This is a genomic window from Bacillus sp. AR2-1 (assembly GCF_008368755.1).
Classification (GTDB): domain Bacteria; phylum Bacillota; class Bacilli; order Bacillales; family Bacillaceae_G; genus Bacillus_A; species Bacillus_A wiedmannii.
Genome location: NZ_QORY01000008.1, coordinates 44,503 through 62,550, shown reverse-complemented (window position 1 = coordinate 62,550; position 18,048 = coordinate 44,503). Strand labels below are relative to the sequence as shown.

Below are 18,048 nucleotides of genomic sequence, written 5' to 3'. Positions count from 1 at the left end.
AAAATGAGTCTCAGTTCAGTTTATATTATTAAATAGCATCCTTTTTCTACACTATCTTACTTTTATCGGTGCCCATCTTTTTTTGCTACTTGATACCCGTAGTACGCACATGTTCCATTTCTCGATAATTCTCTCACCTCAAAACCACAACTTCTATAAAAATCAAAATTACTCGCAGATGTATGTGCAAACCAGTCTCCATGTGGCAACTTTTGCAAACAAAGAGCGACAAGTTTCTTACCTAATCCCTTCCCTCTATATTCACATTTCACAACTAAATTTACTATGTTCGCGATCATGATTCCATCAGAAATGACTCTAACCATCGCAATCATCTCTTCTTCATCCCAAATTGTGAATGCCCATGTTGAATTTTCAAATGCTATCGTGAATTTTTCAATTTGCCAAGAAGGGATATCATCATTACTCCAACCAGCATCTTCGAATAAAGTTTTAATTGCATATGCTGGCACACCATTCGTTCCCTCACGAATAATAAGGCCATTATGATAAATATACATGTAATCCCCCCTTTATTTTTATATACCATTCTTCAAAAGATGCAATTTACCTTTTTTCATCCAACGCGTTTAATGGAATAAACAAGAACGTCCATCCCATGAAATGAAGTTGTTTTCTCATAACTAAGCCCTGTTTTTCTAGCAACAAAGATTGAGGCGGGGTGATCCGGATTAATAAGAGAAATTAATTTATTCATTCGTAACGCTTGGAAACCATAGTCTCGAAATGCTGCCGCTGCTTCTTTCGCATACCCTTTTTCCCAATACTGAGGTAATAACCAATAACCAATTTCAATTTCTTCTTTTCCATCTATCTGCTGCTTTACTAACCCTGCATGACCAATTCGTATTCCCGTTTCCTTTTCAATCAATACAAATAAACCAAGACCGTTTTTATAGCTAGGAATCACCCACTCCTCCAAACTTTTTTTACATTGCATATATGTTTTTAACGTCCCATTTCCAATATAGCGCATCACCTTCTCATTTCCCCATAGCGAAGCATAGAACTGCAAATCATCCATTGTATATTTGCGAATTTGTAAACGATCTGTATGAAACATCTCTGCACTCCTTCCCACGAATTTGTACTTAACTACACGATCATGTTTTGTATGTATACTAAATGTTACTATCTATTATAAATGAACCAAGAATAAAATACAGAATATTCAATCCCTCAAGAATCTAAAAAAGACAGTAGACAAATGTTGTCTACTGCATCCATATCATAACTAGCATAAAGAAAACTACAATTGAGGGGGGTGTAGGATTTTCAAATATACTAGATACTTATCCCGTTCTAACGGGCGGTAAACTTTTCAATTATATGAAAGTGAAAAGTTTACCGCACATAAGAACCTTTGCGGTCATTAAGAGATCACCGTTAAGTACTCAAATACACGCTGTGCCTGTTCTCCACCCATTCGTGCATGTTGAAGAAGGGAAATACCATGTGGACCCGATGCACGCAATGCCTCTGGTTGTGCTACTAAAATAGCTTGTACAACTTCTAATTCTCCAAGCATCGCGGCCGCGAAAATGTCCATTCGAGCACCCTTTTCTAGTAAATAGAGAGCAATATCTTTACGACCTACATGTGCCGCCGCTCCTAACGCACTTTCCCAATCTGATCCGCCCCAATTGTAAGAGGCATGAAGTAAGCTTGGCGATTCAGCCAACAGTTCTTGTACTTTTTCTAAATCTCCGTGAGCTGCCATAACAAATTCTCTTACTAACTCAGTGGTAATACATTCTTCTGTTCGCATCTTGCTCCTCCTTTTTTAGAAATTCGTTTTGGTGTAAAAAATGGCTTGTCACTTCCTTGAAAAATATCTACCTCTATACCGAACACACGTTGAAACATTTCATGACATAACACTTCTTCTGGTATACCGTCATACTGAAGCTGCCCTCGCTTTAATACGAGTAAACGATCACTATATTGAGCCGCTTGGTTAATATCATGTAAAACCATTACAATTGTCATGCCAAACTCCTCGTTTAACCGTTTCACAAGTTCCATTACTTCCAACTGATGAACGATATCTAAAAAGGTTGTTGGCTCATCTAATAATAAGACATTTGTACGTTGTGCTAGCGTCATTGCAATCCAGGCACGTTGTCTTTCTCCTCCTGATAAAGATTGCAAAAGGCGATATTCGTACCCTTCAAGATTTGTAACAGACAATGCCCAATCAACAATTTTTTCATCGTCTTTATTTAAGCGACCTCTCCATGATTTATGAGGTCCTCTTCCAAATTCGATTAATTCTTTCACTGTTAAATCTAATTGATGATCATGCATTTGTGGTAACATCGCTAATTGCTTCGCTACATCGGCACTTTTCATCGTATGAATACTTTTTCCATCTAAAATGATATCCCCTTCGCTTTGTTTAAGTAGTCTTGCCATTAAACGAAGCAAAGTAGATTTCCCCGATCCATTTGGCCCAATTAAACTAACGACCTCTCCAGCTTTAATATGTACATTCATATTTTGCATTTGAAACCTTTCAGAATGTGCATAAAACACTTTGTTAACGGAAATCACTCTGTTTCCCTCCTCTATGAATTAAATATAAGAAGAATGGACCGCCTAAGAAGGATAATAGAATACCAACAGGCAATTCAATTGGATCGAACCAACTTCGAGCTATCGCATCCGCGAAAACAAGTAATATCCCTCCGCCAAGACATGATAATGGCAGTAAATATTTATAGTCATTTCCAACTAATAAACGTAACATATGTGGTACGACAAGACCGACAAATCCAATAAGACCAGAAACACTAACTGCAATTCCAGCTAGTAACGTACTTACTACTATTAAATAAAACCGGCTTCTCTCCACGTTATGACCTAATAATTTCGCCATTTCATCTCCAAGCATTAATACTCGAATATGTTTTATACCAAAGAAGGCTAATATAATAGCGAATATTGCATAATAAATAATCATGTTTAAATGTGCCCAACTTACACCACCAATGCCACCTGCTAACCAAGGTAACACCGATTGTACTTTGTCACTATGTAATAACATTAACGCTGACGTCGCTGCACCAATTAATGCATTGATTGATACACCTACTAAGACAATCCTTGAAGGCGGTGCCCCTTTTTGCCACGATAAAGCATAAATGACCATCGCCGTTATGAAAGCTCCTATAAACGCCCCGAGCGGTAAAAATGCCATATGCTGAGGGAATAAAATCATAATTACAATTGCTACAAGGCCTGCTCCAGATGAAACCCCGATAATACCAGGGTCTGCAAGAGGATTTCTCATAACCCCTTGCAGCAGTGCACCAGATGCTGCTAAACATGTTCCTACTATAAATCCAACGAGCACTCTCGGTATACGAAGGTCCCATACAATTCGATGAACCGTCGAACCTTCATCTTGTATCCCTGTTAGAATTTCTCGTAAAGAAAAGGATAGGCTTCCTGCGAAAAGACCGTAAAAAAGACCTAGAATCGTTAATACAACTAAAGTAACTGCTATTATCCATCTTTTTTTCGCAAAAGGATGTTCCTTTTCCCTTACTACTTCACTACTTTCCATACGTATCATTTCCTTACATCTTGTATACTTTTATACATAAAGTCCATTGCTTCTGTAACTTTTGTTCCAGGATTTGATCCAAATAAGTCTGGTGGCAAAATAACTACACGATTTTGTTTTACTGCATCTAAATTTTTCCACGCTTCATTTTTCATCATTTCGCCTTCAAATGCTTTTTTAACGCTATTTGGATCTCCATGTGTAATTAAATAAATCACATCTGGATTTGCCTCAATAATACGTTCTACACTTAGCTGCGCATATTGCGGATATTCCTTCATTTCCGGAAAATCAGCTGCAATATTTTTTCCGCCTGTTTTTTCTAAAATATTACCTGATAAAGATGTTGGTAATGCTGCTAAATAAGTACCTGGTGCTCCGTATACTAACAGTGCTTTCACATCACTCTTTTTCTCATATGTCTTCATTTGATCATTAATTTTTTGATTAAGTTCTTTTGCTTTATCTTCTTTCTTCATTATCGTTCCATATAGTTCAATATTCTTTTGAATATCTTGTACAGAATTCGCAGAAGAAATCATTACTTTCGTTCCTTGTCCTTCAACCGTTGGAACATTCTTTTGAAACCCATTGTTAGCAATAAGTACATCCGGTTTTAAACTAGCGATTTGCTCAAAATTCGGTTGATGTGCATTCCCGATTACTTGTACTTTCTTTACATCCTCTGGAAGAGTTATTTTTGCATCCGGACGACCTACTATTTTTCCGCCTAAAGCATGAATAATATTCATGTCCCCCATACTTAATGTTGCAAAACTCTCTGGCACTTTATCGAATGTTACCTTTCTTCCTGATAGGTCGGTAACTTCGATTTTCTCTTTTCCTTTTTCTGTTTTTGTTGCAGATGCTTTTTCGTCTCCCTTTGCATTGCAACCTATTAACAAGAAAAAAATAGATAAAATCGCTGTGAATAGCGTAATAGATTTTTTCATTCTTTCACCTCTAAATGATAATGATAATCATTAACTACTATTCTACTTTAATTGATAAAGATTATCATTGTCAATATAAACCGCATACATTTTTTACAAAAACAAAAAGCACTACAAAAAGATTCGTTCTTTTCGTAGTGCTCTATTTCATAATATTACTCACATTCGTTTCCCTCTAACTGTTCTCGCATCACTTTCACACGCTGAAAGAAAAAGAATGATAAACTTAAAAATATAACGGTACTCCCCATCATAACAAAAGATTGTATTGCTTCTTTTGCTCCATTCGGAATCAATAAGCCAACCATTAACAATGTACTTACAGCGAGAAGGATTTGTCCGAACCGAGTATAATCTTCTATTTTCCCTTGTAATTCTTTCATTATATTCTCACTCCTCTATTTCACTGTATCATATTCCATTAAACTTAAAGACCAGTAAATACAGCCATTCTGGGAGATGTTTTCCAAATGAAAAAGAGCCGCTTTATTGCGACTCTTTCATACCCATTACTCCCCTTTATATGCTTCCATATAAATTTCTTTCAACTCTGAAATGAGAGGTAATTTCGGATTAGCTGTTGTACATTGATCTTCAAAAGCTCTTTCTGCTAATAATCCAACAACCTCTTCAAATTGGTCTTTAGCAACTCCTTGTCCTGCAATACTCATATTTATATTTAAGCTTTTTCCAAGCTCAATAATTGCTTGGACGAGGGATTCCACACCTTCTGCTGTCGAGCCTGCTGGAAGCCCGAGCATTCTCGCAATATGTGCATAGCGTTCATCAGCCACAAAGTGCTCATATTTTGGGAACAATGCGTGTTTTCTTGGCTTAATAGCATTATAGCGAACTACGTGCGGCATAAGAATTGCATTCGCACGCCCATGCGGAATATGAAATTCCGGTCCAATTTTATGTGCTAAGCTGTGATTAATACCTAAGAAAGCATTTGCAAATGCCATCCCTGCGATTGCAGAAGCATTATGCATTTTTTCTCGTGCTTCTTCGTCATTTCCATCTTTAAATGCTCTTGGTAAATATTTAAATACGAGATCAATGGCCTTTAATGCTAATCCATCTGTATAGTCATTTGCTAGAACAGACACATACGCCTCGATTGCATGCGTTAATACGTCCATACCAGTGTCTGCTGTTACATGTGGTGGTACTGTCATTACAAACTGTGGATCAACAATTGCTACATCTGGTGTTAATTCATAATCCGCGAGCGGATACTTTATATTATTTTTCTTATCTGTAATAACCGCAAATGGTGTTACTTCTGATCCTGTTCCTGATGTTGTTGGAATGGCAACAAACTGCGCCTTACTTCCTAATTCCGGATATTTACATGTACGTTTTCTTATATCTAAAAACTTCTGTTTAATTCCATAGAATGTTGTTTCTGGTTGCTCATAGAAAAGCCACATCCCTTTCGCTGCATCCATAGCTGAACCACCACCAAGTGCGATAATTACATCTGGCTTAAAACTTCTCATCATTTCCGCACCTTTAAACACAGTTTCATCTGATGGATCTGGCTCGACCTCAAAGAAAACTTCGACTTTTACATCATTTGCATGTTTACGTAAATAATGCGTAACCGTATCTACATATCCGTGCTCAACCATTCCTGGATCCGTTACAATAAATGCACGTGAAATGTTAGGCATATTTGCTAAATATGCTGTCGCATGTTTTTCAAAATAAATTTTTGGTGGTAATTTGAACCACTGCATATTCTTTTTTCTATTTGCCAACCTTTTTATATTTAATAAATGCGTCGCTGTTACGTTTTGAGAAACTGAGTTTTTCCCATACGAGCCGCAACCAAGCGTAAGTGATGGAATAAATCCATTATATATATCACCGATTCCACCTTGTGATGAAGGAGCGTTTACAATAAGACGGCAAGCTTTCATACGTAATCCAAATTGTTTTTGTACTTCTTTATTTGTAGAATGAATGACTGCTGAATGTCCTAAACCACCAAGGTCTAACATGTCTTCGCAATATGTAAGTCCCTCTTCTAGTGAATTTGCTTTTACACAAGCTAATACTGGACTCAGTTTCTCACGAGATAGTGGATATGCTCCTCCGATACCTTGTATTTCAGCTACAAGCATTTTTGTATTTTCAGGCACAGTAATTCCAACTAATGCGGCAATGTACTGTGCTGATTTCCCTACAATATCACTATTTACTGCACATGTATTTTCATTAATAACAAGCTTTTCTAATTTTCTTCTCTCTTCTTCTGTTACAAAGTAACAATTGTTTGCAATCATTTCTTTTTTCACATCATCATAAATTTCCTTGTCTACAATGATTGCTTGTTCTGATGCACAAATCATACCGTTATCAAATGTTTTTGATAAAATTAAATCATTAACAGCTCGTTTTATATGCGCTGATTTCTCTATATAGCATGGTACATTACCAGGACCTACACCTAGCGCTGGTTTTCCAGTAGAATAAGCTGATTTCACCATACCTGCTCCTCCAGTTGCCAAAACAAGCGCAACACCTTCATGGTTCATTAATTGTTTCGTTGCTTCGACAGAAGGTCTTTCAATCCACTGAATACAATGTTTTGGTGCCCCGGCCTTCACCGCTGCATCATATACTGTTTTCGCCGCTGCAATGGAACAGTTTTGTGCTGAAGGATGAAATGCGAAAATAATTGGATTTCTCGTTTTCATCGCGATTAATGCTTTAAACATTGTTGTCGACGTTGGATTCGTTACTGGCGTTACCCCAGCTACTACACCGACAGGTTCCGCAATTTCTATTATTTCTTCATGAGGATCTTCGTGAATAATCCCTACTGTTTTATCTTTTTTTATGCTATGCCAAATATATTCAGTAGCAAAAATATTTTTAATACATTTATCTTCATATACACCACGACCTGTTTCTTCAACAGCCAACTTCGCAAGCGGCATATGTTGATCAACACCTGCTAATGCCATTTCATGAACAATGTTGTCAATTTGCTCTTGTGTAAAACTTTCTAATGCTTGTAAAGCCTTTCGACCGTTATTCACTAACGTATCAATCATCTCTTTTACTTCCTGCATTTCATTTACAACTTTCTCTTTGACTACCATGTAAATTCCTCCTATTCTGCTATCATGGACTAAATAAGACCCTATAGGTCATAATGAGTCCCGATTAGCGCAAAAAAAATAGAGTTGCTTTCCTACATGAACCTCATTGTTTGTGAAATATTTCACAAGTTTGTTCGTGAGTAACACTTCATGAACTTAATATACATGAAATGATTTCATTTGTGTATGTCTATTTTGTGAAGTTTTTCACAAAAAGATGTAATAAAAATGCACTGCCTATATGAGCAGTGCATTTTTACTATGCTAACGCTTGTGCTAGATCTTCAATTAAATCTTCACCGTCTTCAATACCGACAGAAATACGAATTAATGTATCTGTAATTCCTAGCTCTTTACGACGATCTGCTGGGATTGATGCATGTGTCATTTGAGATGGGATAGAAATTAAACTTTCTACTGCCCCTAAACTTTCAGCAAGTGTAAAGTATTGTAAGTTCTCTAGTACTTTATTTAATGTTTCTTCACTATCTACATCAAATGAGATAATAGCACCAAATCCATTTGCTTGTTCTGTCGCTAGTTCATGGTTTTGATGTGATGCAAGACCTGGGTAATATACTTTATTTACTTTTGGATGGTTATTTAAAAACTCAGCAATTGCACGTGAATTCGTTTCATGCTCTTCCATTCGAATTCCTAATGTTTTTAAACCACGAAGTAGTAAGAAGCTATCTTGTGGGCCAAGAATGCCTCCTGTTGAGTTTTGTACAAAGTGAAGGTCTTCTGCTAATTGCGGGCTATTTACAACTACTAGGCCTGCAACTACGTCACTATGACCTCCTAAATATTTCGTTGCACTATGAAGTACAATGTCTGCTCCTAAAGTAATCGGCGACTGCCAATATGGCGTCATGAATGTGTTATCGATAATTGTTAATAAATCTTTCTCTTTAGCAAGAGTAGATATTTTCTTAATATCAGTAATTTTCAGTAATGGGTTCGTTGGTGTTTCCACATAAATCGCTTTCGTATTTGGACGAATCGCTTCTACAACTTCCTCTAGGTTTGTTGTATCTACAAATGTATGCTCAATGCCGAAGCGATTTAATACTTTCGTGATAACGCGGTACGTTCCACCATACACATCATCTGTTAAAATAACGTGGTCACCTTTTGAGAACAACATAATTGTAGCTGTAATAGCAGCCATTCCTGAACCAAATGCAAAACCAGCATGACCGTTTTCTAATACTGCAATCATTTCTTCTAAAGCTGCACGTGTTGGGTTGCCTGTACGTGAATATTCATATCCTTGATGCTTACCAACTGCTTCTTGTTTGTACGTACTTGTTTGATAAATCGGTACATTTACAGATCCAGTTGAAGGTTCTCCTATGCGAATACCATGAATTAACTTTGTCTTTGCTCTCATTTTTTATTCCCATCCTTTGTATATGTCTTTACTTAAATAACGCTCACTACTATCAGGAAAAATCGTTACAATATTTGTACCTGGCGCCGCTTTCTCTGCTTCAAGTAAACTTGCATGAAATGCTGCTCCGGAAGAGCTCCCAACGAGCAGTCCTTCTTTTTGCGCTAATTCCTTCACTCGTAAAAATGCATTTCGATCAGAAATTGTATGAATTTCATCAAAATAAGATGTTTTCAAAAATGGCGGGATAAATTCAAGGCCAATCCCTTCTGTTTCATGCGAACCAGCTTTACCACCATTTAAAATAGATCCTTCTGGTTCGACAATAACCGTTTTTATATCTATATTTTTTTCTTTCAAATAAGATGCAGTTCCCATGAATGTACCACCAGTTCCTGCTCCTGCAACAAATATGTTAATCTCTCCGTTCAGTGCATCCCACAGTTCAGGACCTAGTGTTTTGAAATAAGCACGCGGGTTTGCTTCATTCGCAAACTGACTTGGAGAGTATGAATTCGGTATTTCATTTACTAATTCTTTTGCTTTTGCAATTGCGCCGGTCATTCCTTGCTCAGTCGGTGTATGCACGACCATTGCGCCTAGTGCTTTCATTAATTCTTGTTTTTCAATACTAAATTTCTCTGGTACACAAACAATAACGCGTAAATCATGTTGTAACGCTGCAAGTGCCAGTCCAATACCAGTATTTCCTGCAGTTGGTTCAATAATTGTTCCACCCTGGGTAACAAGCCCTTTTTCTAGCGCATCTTCGATTAATTCTCTTCCTAAACGGTCCTTAACGCTTCCACCTGGGTTATAAAATTCAAGCTTTGCAAATAAACGGACCCCTTCTGGAAGTGAAAAACGAGTAATTTCTACAATTGGTGTATGACCAATCAACTCATGAACTCCACGATATACATTCATCGTGTTCTCCCCCTTATTTGCCAATAAAGAAAAGGCAACTGTATGTATTTTCTTTATATGAGACAGTTGCCTTTTTGTTACATTACTTTAACTCTTCTAGTACTTTTACGATAAAGTTTGTAGAATGAAGAGCTGCTTGATCTAAAAATTGATCAAATGAAACATTTGATTCTTTACCTGCAATATCAGAAAGCGCACGAATAATAACAAACGGAACTTCATATTGGTGGCATACTTGTGCAACAGCTGCTGCTTCCATTTCTACTGCATAAAGGTCTTCAAATTTATCACGAATTGCTGCAACGCGGTTCGGATCACTCATAAATGAATCACCTGTTGCAATCATACCTTTTACAACTTGAATATTTTCTTCTGCCTGCATACATTTCTCAGCTAATGTAACTAATGCTTCATCAGCCTTGAATCCAGGCGGCATTCCTGGTACTTGACCATACTCATAGTTAAATGCTGTTACATCTACGTCATGATGACGAACTTCTGTTGAAATAACTACATCTCCAACGTTTAGAGAATGATGGAAGCCACCAGCTGAACCAGTATTAATTACTTTTTCAGGCTTATATCTTTCTAATAAAATTGTCGTTGACATCGCTGCATTTACTTTACCAATACCAGACTTTAACAAGATTACTTCGTGTCCTGCTAATTGTCCTTTCGTAAATTCACAACCCGCAACCGTTTCTGTTTCTGCTTGTTCTAATTTGTCACGTAAAATACGTACTTCTTCTTCCATTGCTCCAATTACAGCAATTCTCAATCTAATCCCTCTTTCTATTGCTTAGTTGCCTCCATTACCCAAACGAAATGATTTGATCTCGTAAACGTTACATGGAAGCCATTGTTTTCAAAAATAGACTGCATGACTGGAATACGTGTATAGTATTCCGTTTGCAAATCGTTTGCTAACTGATGGAAACCTCTTTGTTTTGCTGTTTCAACAGTTTTATCATATGCATCTTGATCTGCAAATATCGTATCAGCAAACACTATTTTACCACCTTTGTTTAGCAATTGACTATACTTCGCAATCGCTACATTTTTTTCATCATCTGTTAAATGATGAAATGCGTAGGTGCTTACTATGGTATCAATTGAATTTGGGACTTCAAACGAAAGAAAATCACCTTCTGTAATGGACAATTCTTTTGGCAATTTCTCTTTTGCAATCATGCGCATTTCACGTGACGGTTCTATACCGTAAACTGTGCGTCCAGCAAACAATAATTTATTTGTTAAATTGCCAGTACCAACACCAAATTCTAATACATTACCAAATGACTTGTTAACTACATCCTCTAGAATGTCCTCATAATGGGCGAAAACTTCTTTATATTGTATATCTTCGCCTTGTACAAATGAGTCGTACGTATGAGCCCACTCATCAAATAAACCATTAAATTCTGTACCCATAAAAATTCCCCTTTTTCTTATCGGTTTTATCAGTATAATATGCCCTCTTTCTAAAAATGTCAATTGAAATGTACATGGTATTTCCTTCTTTTCTTTGTTACACTATAGTTGATTAAACAGGAGAGGGGCCGTCTTCATGTCATTTACCTTTGAAATGTTAGAAGATAAAGTAGAATTTTTTGAAGCGGGAGACTTAGCTTCTTTAGAACGAAAAATTAGTGAACAAATTGATAATAATAAAGCACTTATGCTTGAAGTTCATCACATCTCACATCAAATGGTTATGGATCCTGAAAGCAAAAGACCGTATTATAGCGCGGTTGTTCATTTTAAATTAAAAAAATTGCGTTAACAAAAAAGAGAAGCTCCTAAGGAGCCTCTCTTTTTTAGTTTAGAGTTTGAACAAGTACTGGTTTCCAGCCCTCATTCTCTACCCAATCAATATTTACATAATATTTTTTACCTGATTGTTTATCTTGTACGTTACCGTAAGCTTTATTTTTACCGTTATTTCCGATTCGATGAATAACTAATTGCTCTACTGGAACGTCAATTGCAGCTGAAATTGCTTGGTTCATCTCATTCCAATCTGCTGTACCTTTTTTAAACGTCATCGCAGGTGTTGCACCTTGCTCTGTACCTACTGGCTTCCAAGAAGACTTCGTATAAGCGTCAGTTGCCTTTGGCTGTGTTTTTTCAGCTGGTACTTTCTCGTTAGCTTTCGCTTCTTCTTCAGCTTTTTTCTGTTCTTCTTCAGCCTTTTGCTTCTCTTCTTCCTTATTCTTAGCCTCTGCCTTATCTTGCTCGTTCTTCTTCGTCTCTTCTTTGCCTTTAGCTTTCTCAGACTTATTCTCTTTTGTTGTTTGCTGAGCTACTTTTTTATCACTAGAAGACGCTTGTTCTTTTCTTTCAGGAACAAACAATTGATATGATACAATAGCTACTAATATTAATACAATTGCAATTGCAATATTTAAAACACCGTTTTGACGACGTTTTTGTTGTTTCTGTTGGAATCTAGATCCTCCTGCCATTCTTCAAACCTCCATGCAGTTTTTCATACTTGCTATTGTAACATTAAATCTAGAAAGGTTGAACATTTACAATAATATTTTCACGAAATGAAAACATTTCACTATGAATTGCAAGATTACTTTTCATTCTCTAATCGATAGATTGATTCTACGATAGCTTTGAAAATAGGTGTAACTTTATTTACATTGCTATTCGTTTCTATATCCACGACAACTAAAGCATATCTTGGATTTTCATATGGAAAATAACCCGCAAACCAACGATTCACTTTCATCCCTTTTCCTGTTTGCGCTGTCCCAGATTTTCCGGCAACACTTAGTGGTAACGACCTGAATGCTGCTCCTGTTCCTTTCTCCGTTGTTACAACACCCCTTAATAACTCTTGTAATGTTTTCACCGTTTCATAGGAAAGCTGTTTTCCACCTAATGTATGGTCTTCAAATGTATAGAAGTCCGTTCCATTTTTATACATTATTTTTTCCACAGCTTTCACTTCCATCTTTTCTCCACCTCTAGCAATCGTCGCCATCATATTTGCAATCGCTAGAGGTGACATACGTACATCTTTTTGTCCAATTGCTGTTTGCGCTACCGCCTTTTTACTATTCTTATTTCCTTCACTACCCCAAATCGTAACCCTCTTCTCCTCTGGCATTTGCTCAAAATGAGTTGTATGAAATACAGAACCTTTCCATCCAACCTTACTAGCGGCTCCTAACGCTGCTACGTAAGTTTCTAACACCATCTTATCCTTTTGTATTAGCTCATTACCTAACTCTGAAAATGTCCTGTTACAGCTTCTAGCAAAGCTCTCTTTAAAACTAAGTGTACCCATCATAACTTGTGGGTGGTCTTCACCATATAAATCTTGATTACAATTAAATGTACGATTAAACACATTTTCATTTTGATCAATCACTGCCGCTGCAACTATTGTTTTAAAAACAGAACCGGGAAAATGTGGTGTCAACATTTGATTTTCAAGTGTAGTTGTATATAAACGCTCATCCTTCACCTGCACAGATGGTTTACTGACCATCGCTAAAATTTCATTTGTCTTTACATCAAGTAATACTAATCCCCCCTTCTTTATTTCGCTTGCTTCAACCACTTCTTCTGCTTTTTGCTGTAACCTGTTATGTAAAGTTGTTTGAATCGTCACTGGATAAAACGGATTTCCAGGCGCAGTATATTTCGCTTGTTTTCCAAAAATCGGTTCCCCTTGTCGGTCCACTTGATACAATACTTTTGCCTCTCCATCGGTCAAAAGAAATTCATCAAATGATTGCTGCAATCCTGAAATACCAATTGGCGTTTGCCTTGAAATTTTTCTTACTTCTCCGTATCGTTTTTGAAATTCTCGTTCATTCTCCCCCACATCGCCAATTAAATGATTCACCCTGCCAGTTTGCCGTAAACGAACTTCAGCTGCTACAATACCTAATACATTTAATTGATTTACCTTCTCCATCTGCTCTCGTGCCAAGCGAAATGGACCATTTCCCCTTTGCATGATAAATGCACTTTTCTTGTCTTTCATTTGACTTTCAATCTCTTGTCTCGACACACCAATGATATGCGCAATTTTCTCTAACATGTCATTTTTTATTTGTAGAAATGGAAAAACAATTAAAACAGGATACTTTTTCTCACCTATTCCCTTACCGTTCCGATCTATAAAATGGCCTCGTCCATCATCTACCGTAATGGACTGCGTCCGTTGTGTAACACTTTTTTCAATTAAATTTATCTTACGATCTGTAAATGATTCTGTATCTATAATTTGTATTTGAATTAAACGACAAAGTAAAATAAACATGATACATATAAAAAAAATTAAAACAATTGTAATTCTCCGTTTTATTTTCATAAAAAAACACCTCGTCTATTATAGTTTGGACGGAGTGTTTCATCTTTTATACAAATAAAAAAATCACTCGCTTTTACACGAGTGATTTTTTATTATTTTACAGAGATAATCTCTACTTGCATTTCTCCACCTGGAGTTTGGATTGCTACCTTCTCACCAATTTGCTTACCTAATAAGCTTTTTGCAATTGGAGAATCGTTAGAAATTCTTCCTTCAAATGGATCTGCTTCTGCGCTACCTACGATTGTGTAAGATTCTTCATCTCCACCTGGTAACTCTTTAAATGTTACTGTTTTACCTAATGTAACAACTGTAGACTCTTCGCCGTTATCTGTGATGATAACTGCGTTACGAATCATGTTTTCTAATTGTGTAATACGTCCTTCTACGAACGCTTGCTCATCTTTCGCTGCATCATACTCAGAGTTCTCAGAAAGATCTCCGAAGCTACGTGCAATCTTAATTCGCTCTACAACCTCTTTACGTTTTACCGTTTTTAAATCTTCAAGTTCGTTCTCTAGCTTTTGCTTACCCTCTTGCGTCATAGGGTATGTTTTTTCTGTTGCCATATTTTCCACTCCTTTTATATACCAATCCCCCGAAAAAAAAGAGGAGTTCCATATGAAAACTCCCCCACTTATATGTATAGCGGAGGTTTCTAGCACGCCTGTACTAGCGGAGTTGTCACATACAACCCCGTATTCCCAATTCCTCTTTATATAAAGAAGATATGTATGGAAAGTTGATATAAATATGCCCTCACCTATATATAGATGAGGTTGCATGTTTCATTGTATTCGATAGGAAGGGAAAAAATCCCTTCCTATCGTATATCTTTTACTATGCTATTACAAATTTACTTTTTGTTCAAGAATTGTTGCAATTTTTGTCACCATAATATCAATTGCAACATGGTTTTGTCCACCTTCAGGGATAATAATATCCGCAAATTTCTTAGAAGGCTCAATAAATTGATTGTGCATTGGACGTACAACACTTACGTATTGATCAATAACTGAATCCATCGTACGGCCGCGTTCCTTAATATCACGCTGCATGCGGCGTAAAATACGAAGATCTGCATCTGTATCAACGAATAGCTTAATGTCCATTAACTCACAAAGACGTGGGTCTTCTAAAATAAGAATTCCTTCTAAAATGATTACATCTTTCGGCTCAACTGGAATAACTTCTTCTGAACGCGTATGCAATGTATAGTCATATACAGGCTTATCAATTTGCTCATATGCAAGTAACTGCTGCAAATGTTCAATTAACAGATCATTATCAAACGCAAGCGGATGATCATAATTTGTTTTTAAACGCTCTTCCATTGGTAAATGGCTTTGATCTTTGTAATAATAATCTTGCTCTAAGATTAAAATAGAATGACCTTTAAAATGGTCAAAAATCGCTTTCGTTACACTCGTTTTACCTGATCCCGAACCACCAGCAATTCCAATTACAACAGGCTTATTCGTCCCCATTCGACTATCAACTCTTTCTTATTGAAGTATGCTTTTGCGCATCATATTATTCACATACACTGGTTGATCCACTTTGAATTTCACGATTTGCAGCGGATGTCTCGCTGCATCTAATTCGTTTCCATCCTCATCCCAAATTTTCTCCACCGTCTGCGTAAAGTTTTCTATTTCTGGCCCAAAGAACTCCACTTCATGTCCTGGTTTGAAATGATTACGTTGCTCAATCGTTACGATGCCTGTTTCTTCATTATAATCTAACACTAAACCAGCGAAATCATACGTTGTTTTCTTACTATGATTTCCAAACATTTGCTCTTGATGTCCTGGAACCCCTTCAAAGAATGCGGGAGCTGTATCACGATTTGCACATTTATCAAGCTCATCTAACCATTCTTGTTTAAACTCAAAATTATCCGGATCCGCACAATACGCATCAATTACTTTACGGTATACCGTTGCTACAGTTGCTACGTAATGGATTGATTTCATACGTCCTTCAACTTTTAAGCTATCAATTCCAATTTCAATCATTTTGGGAATTGATAAAATTAAATTTAAGTCTTTTGGACTCATTGCAAAGTGAGCATCTTCTTCTTGGAATAGAGGAAGCTCTTTTGCATCTTTATGTTGTGATACTGTTTGAACTAAATCATAGTCCCAACGGCAAGATTGACAACAACCACCACGGTTAGAGTCACGTGCTGTCATATGGTTACTTAACGTACATCTGCCTGAATATGCGATACACATTGCACCATGGACGAACGCTTCAATTTCAATATCCACTTTTTCTTTAATTTCTTTCATTTCTTCATAGCTTGCTTCACGAGCTAATACAAGACGATGTAAACCTTCTTCTTTCCAATACTGTGCTGCTTTCCAGTTGGATAGTGATTGTTGTGTACTTAAATGCACTTCAACAGAAGGCGCTACACGTTTACAAGTCTCAATAATAAGCGGATCAGCAACGATAATTCCCGTTACGCCAGCTTTTTCAATCCCTTTTAAATATTCCTCTAGCCCGTCCATATTTTCATTATGTGCAAAGATATTTGTTGTTACATATATTTTTGCTCCATATTTCTTTGCAAATTCAACACCTTCTGCCATTTCTTCCAGTGTAAAGTTACCTGCATTCGAACGAAGACCAAATTCTTGTCCACCTAAATATACAGCATCTGCCCCATAATGGATAGCTACTTTTAATTTTTCTAAGTTACCCGCAGGGATTAACAGTTCAGGTTTCTTCACAATAACGCGTTTGCCATCGATTACTCGTGAAATTTCTTGTACAGTCATTTCCTACACCCTCCTCGTTTAGTAAACCGTCTCTTTAAAGAAGAATCCTGTATCTAACGGACGATTTACTGGTTGCATTTCTTCTATCTCTTTATATAAATCGTCTTTCACGTCATAATACGCATCACGATCTTCTACACATAAATCAATTGCTTTACGATATTTCTTCGTTACCTCAATAATGTATGCAGAGCTTTTTAGTACACCATCAACTTTTAAGCTAGCGACTTCAGCGTCAATTAGTTCTTCTAACTCATCGATGAAACAAATATCGTTTGGACTCATAATGTGAGTACCATTATCATCTTCATAAATTGGATATTTATTGTTACGCTCTGGGTCATATAAGAACATATTCTCTTCATATTTTTTCTTTTCAATGTCAAGATTACGTCCTTGATACTCAAAGTAGTTTCCTACTAAGGAACGCTTCGATTGGAACATACAAGTCATACCGTGAATTTGTACTTCAAGTTCCACTTCAGCATTTTCTTTTAATTCAACAATTTCATCTAAGCTAAGCTCACGAGCTAATACAGCGCGTTTTGCTCCTCTTTGTCCCCAGTAGTTACAAGTAAACCAGTTTGTTGCTGTTGTTTCTGTATTCCAGTGCAATTGCATATTTGGCGCTACTTCTCGGACCGCCATTAATACTGCTGGGTCTCCGAAAACAATTGCATCTACACTTACTTCGTTTAAAAATGCAACATAATCTGTTAATTCGTCTACTTTATCATTGTGGAACATAGCGTTCATTGCTACGTATACTTTCACACCATTTTCATGCGCAATCTTCACAGCTTGTTTCACATCTTCACGTGAAAATTCCCCTGCTAAACGTAAACCGAACTTTTGCTCACCGATCATTACCGCATCTGCTCCTGCTTTCGCAAGAGGTTCGATATCCACTACTGCTTTTGGCGTTACTAACAATTCAGGTTTCTTCATACC

At 36.8% G+C, this 18,048-nt stretch carries 19 protein-coding genes; 1 reads left to right on the top strand and 18 read right to left on the bottom strand.

Annotation, left to right across the window (positions count from 1 at the left end; all coding sequences use genetic code 11):
* Positions 1-62 precede the first annotated feature (62 nt).
* From DT250_RS09910 to DT250_RS09850, 12 genes are all read right to left on the bottom strand, one after another.
* The gene (locus DT250_RS09910; RefSeq protein WP_087985282.1) at positions 63-521 is read right to left on the bottom strand and encodes a GNAT family N-acetyltransferase; all 459 of its coding nucleotides are present in this window, start codon (positions 519-521) and stop codon (positions 63-65) included.
* Positions 522-577: 56 nt separating this feature from the next.
* A complete protein-coding gene (locus DT250_RS09905; protein WP_223270625.1) occupies positions 578-1,156 on the bottom strand; it encodes a GNAT family N-acetyltransferase in 579 nt (192 codons plus the stop codon).
* A gap of 237 nt (positions 1,157-1,393) precedes the next feature.
* Positions 1,394-1,789: an ankyrin repeat domain-containing protein gene (locus DT250_RS09900; protein WP_087985284.1), complete on the bottom strand. Its 396-nt coding sequence runs from the start codon at positions 1,787-1,789 to the stop codon at positions 1,394-1,396.
* Positions 1,756-2,574: an ABC transporter ATP-binding protein gene (locus tag DT250_RS09895; protein ID WP_088064451.1), complete on the bottom strand. Its 819-nt coding sequence runs from the start codon at positions 2,572-2,574 to the stop codon at positions 1,756-1,758. The genes DT250_RS09900 and DT250_RS09895 overlap by 34 nt, the downstream gene beginning before the upstream one ends.
* Positions 2,561-3,589 (bottom strand): FecCD family ABC transporter permease, encoded by a 1,029-nt coding sequence (locus DT250_RS09890; RefSeq protein WP_137034970.1) that lies wholly within the window; start codon positions 3,587-3,589, stop codon positions 2,561-2,563. Before DT250_RS09890 ends, DT250_RS09895 begins: the two co-directional genes overlap by 14 nt.
* A gap of 5 nt (positions 3,590-3,594) precedes the next feature.
* Positions 3,595-4,542, bottom strand: coding sequence for an ABC transporter substrate-binding protein (locus tag DT250_RS09885; RefSeq protein WP_048541454.1), 948 nt, complete (start codon positions 4,540-4,542; stop codon positions 3,595-3,597).
* A 155-nt stretch (positions 4,543-4,697) separates the two neighbouring features.
* Positions 4,698-4,925 (bottom strand): YrhC family protein, encoded by a 228-nt coding sequence (locus DT250_RS09875; protein WP_048541451.1) that lies wholly within the window; start codon positions 4,923-4,925, stop codon positions 4,698-4,700.
* A 126-nt stretch (positions 4,926-5,051) separates the two neighbouring features.
* Positions 5,052-7,655, bottom strand: coding sequence for a bifunctional acetaldehyde-CoA/alcohol dehydrogenase (gene adhE / locus DT250_RS09870; protein WP_088064453.1), 2,604 nt, complete (start codon positions 7,653-7,655; stop codon positions 5,052-5,054).
* Between the two features lie 259 nt (positions 7,656-7,914).
* Positions 7,915-9,048, bottom strand: coding sequence for a bifunctional cystathionine gamma-lyase/homocysteine desulfhydrase (locus DT250_RS09865; protein WP_046956311.1), 1,134 nt, complete (start codon positions 9,046-9,048; stop codon positions 7,915-7,917).
* 3 nt (positions 9,049-9,051) lie between these two features.
* Positions 9,052-9,975, bottom strand: coding sequence for an O-acetylserine dependent cystathionine beta-synthase (locus tag DT250_RS09860; RefSeq protein WP_088608170.1), 924 nt, complete (start codon positions 9,973-9,975; stop codon positions 9,052-9,054).
* 82 nt (positions 9,976-10,057) lie between these two features.
* Positions 10,058-10,753 carry a 5'-methylthioadenosine/S-adenosylhomocysteine nucleosidase gene (mtnN, locus tag DT250_RS09855; protein WP_048531328.1) on the bottom strand — a complete coding sequence of 232 codons (696 nt, stop codon included), beginning with the start codon at positions 10,751-10,753 and terminating at the stop codon, positions 10,058-10,060.
* Positions 10,754-10,767: 14 nt separating this feature from the next.
* Positions 10,768-11,406 (bottom strand): class I SAM-dependent DNA methyltransferase, encoded by a 639-nt coding sequence (locus tag DT250_RS09850; RefSeq protein ID WP_088064455.1) that lies wholly within the window; start codon positions 11,404-11,406, stop codon positions 10,768-10,770.
* Positions 11,407-11,542: 136 nt separating this feature from the next.
* Between DT250_RS09850 and DT250_RS09845 the strand changes: the two genes are divergently transcribed.
* A complete protein-coding gene (locus DT250_RS09845; RefSeq protein WP_000010984.1) occupies positions 11,543-11,758 on the top strand; it encodes a YrzA family protein in 216 nt (71 codons plus the stop codon).
* Between the two features lie 34 nt (positions 11,759-11,792).
* Here DT250_RS09845 and DT250_RS09840 read toward each other — a convergent pair whose 3' ends face one another.
* The 6 genes from DT250_RS09840 to DT250_RS09815 form a co-directional block, all read right to left on the bottom strand.
* Entirely contained in the window at positions 11,793-12,440 is a 648-nt protein-coding gene (locus DT250_RS09840) for a YrrS family protein (RefSeq protein WP_060488236.1), read from the bottom strand.
* A 116-nt stretch (positions 12,441-12,556) separates the two neighbouring features.
* The gene (locus DT250_RS09835) at positions 12,557-14,311 is read right to left on the bottom strand and encodes a peptidoglycan D,D-transpeptidase FtsI family protein (protein WP_088064456.1); all 1,755 of its coding nucleotides are present in this window, start codon (positions 14,309-14,311) and stop codon (positions 12,557-12,559) included.
* Positions 14,312-14,403: 92 nt separating this feature from the next.
* Entirely contained in the window at positions 14,404-14,880 is a 477-nt protein-coding gene (greA, locus tag DT250_RS09830; protein WP_000179964.1) for a transcription elongation factor GreA, read from the bottom strand.
* 279 nt (positions 14,881-15,159) lie between these two features.
* Positions 15,160-15,798 (bottom strand): uridine kinase, encoded by a 639-nt coding sequence (gene udk, locus DT250_RS09825; RefSeq protein ID WP_000537082.1) that lies wholly within the window; start codon positions 15,796-15,798, stop codon positions 15,160-15,162.
* A gap of 18 nt (positions 15,799-15,816) precedes the next feature.
* Positions 15,817-17,097 (bottom strand): peptidase U32 family protein, encoded by a 1,281-nt coding sequence (locus DT250_RS09820; protein ID WP_000217969.1) that lies wholly within the window; start codon positions 17,095-17,097, stop codon positions 15,817-15,819.
* 18 nt (positions 17,098-17,115) lie between these two features.
* Complete coding sequence (locus tag DT250_RS09815; RefSeq protein ID WP_149213009.1) at positions 17,116-18,045, bottom strand: peptidase U32 family protein; 930 nt, start codon at positions 18,043-18,045, stop codon at positions 17,116-17,118.
* Positions 18,046-18,048: the final 3 nt, after the last annotated feature.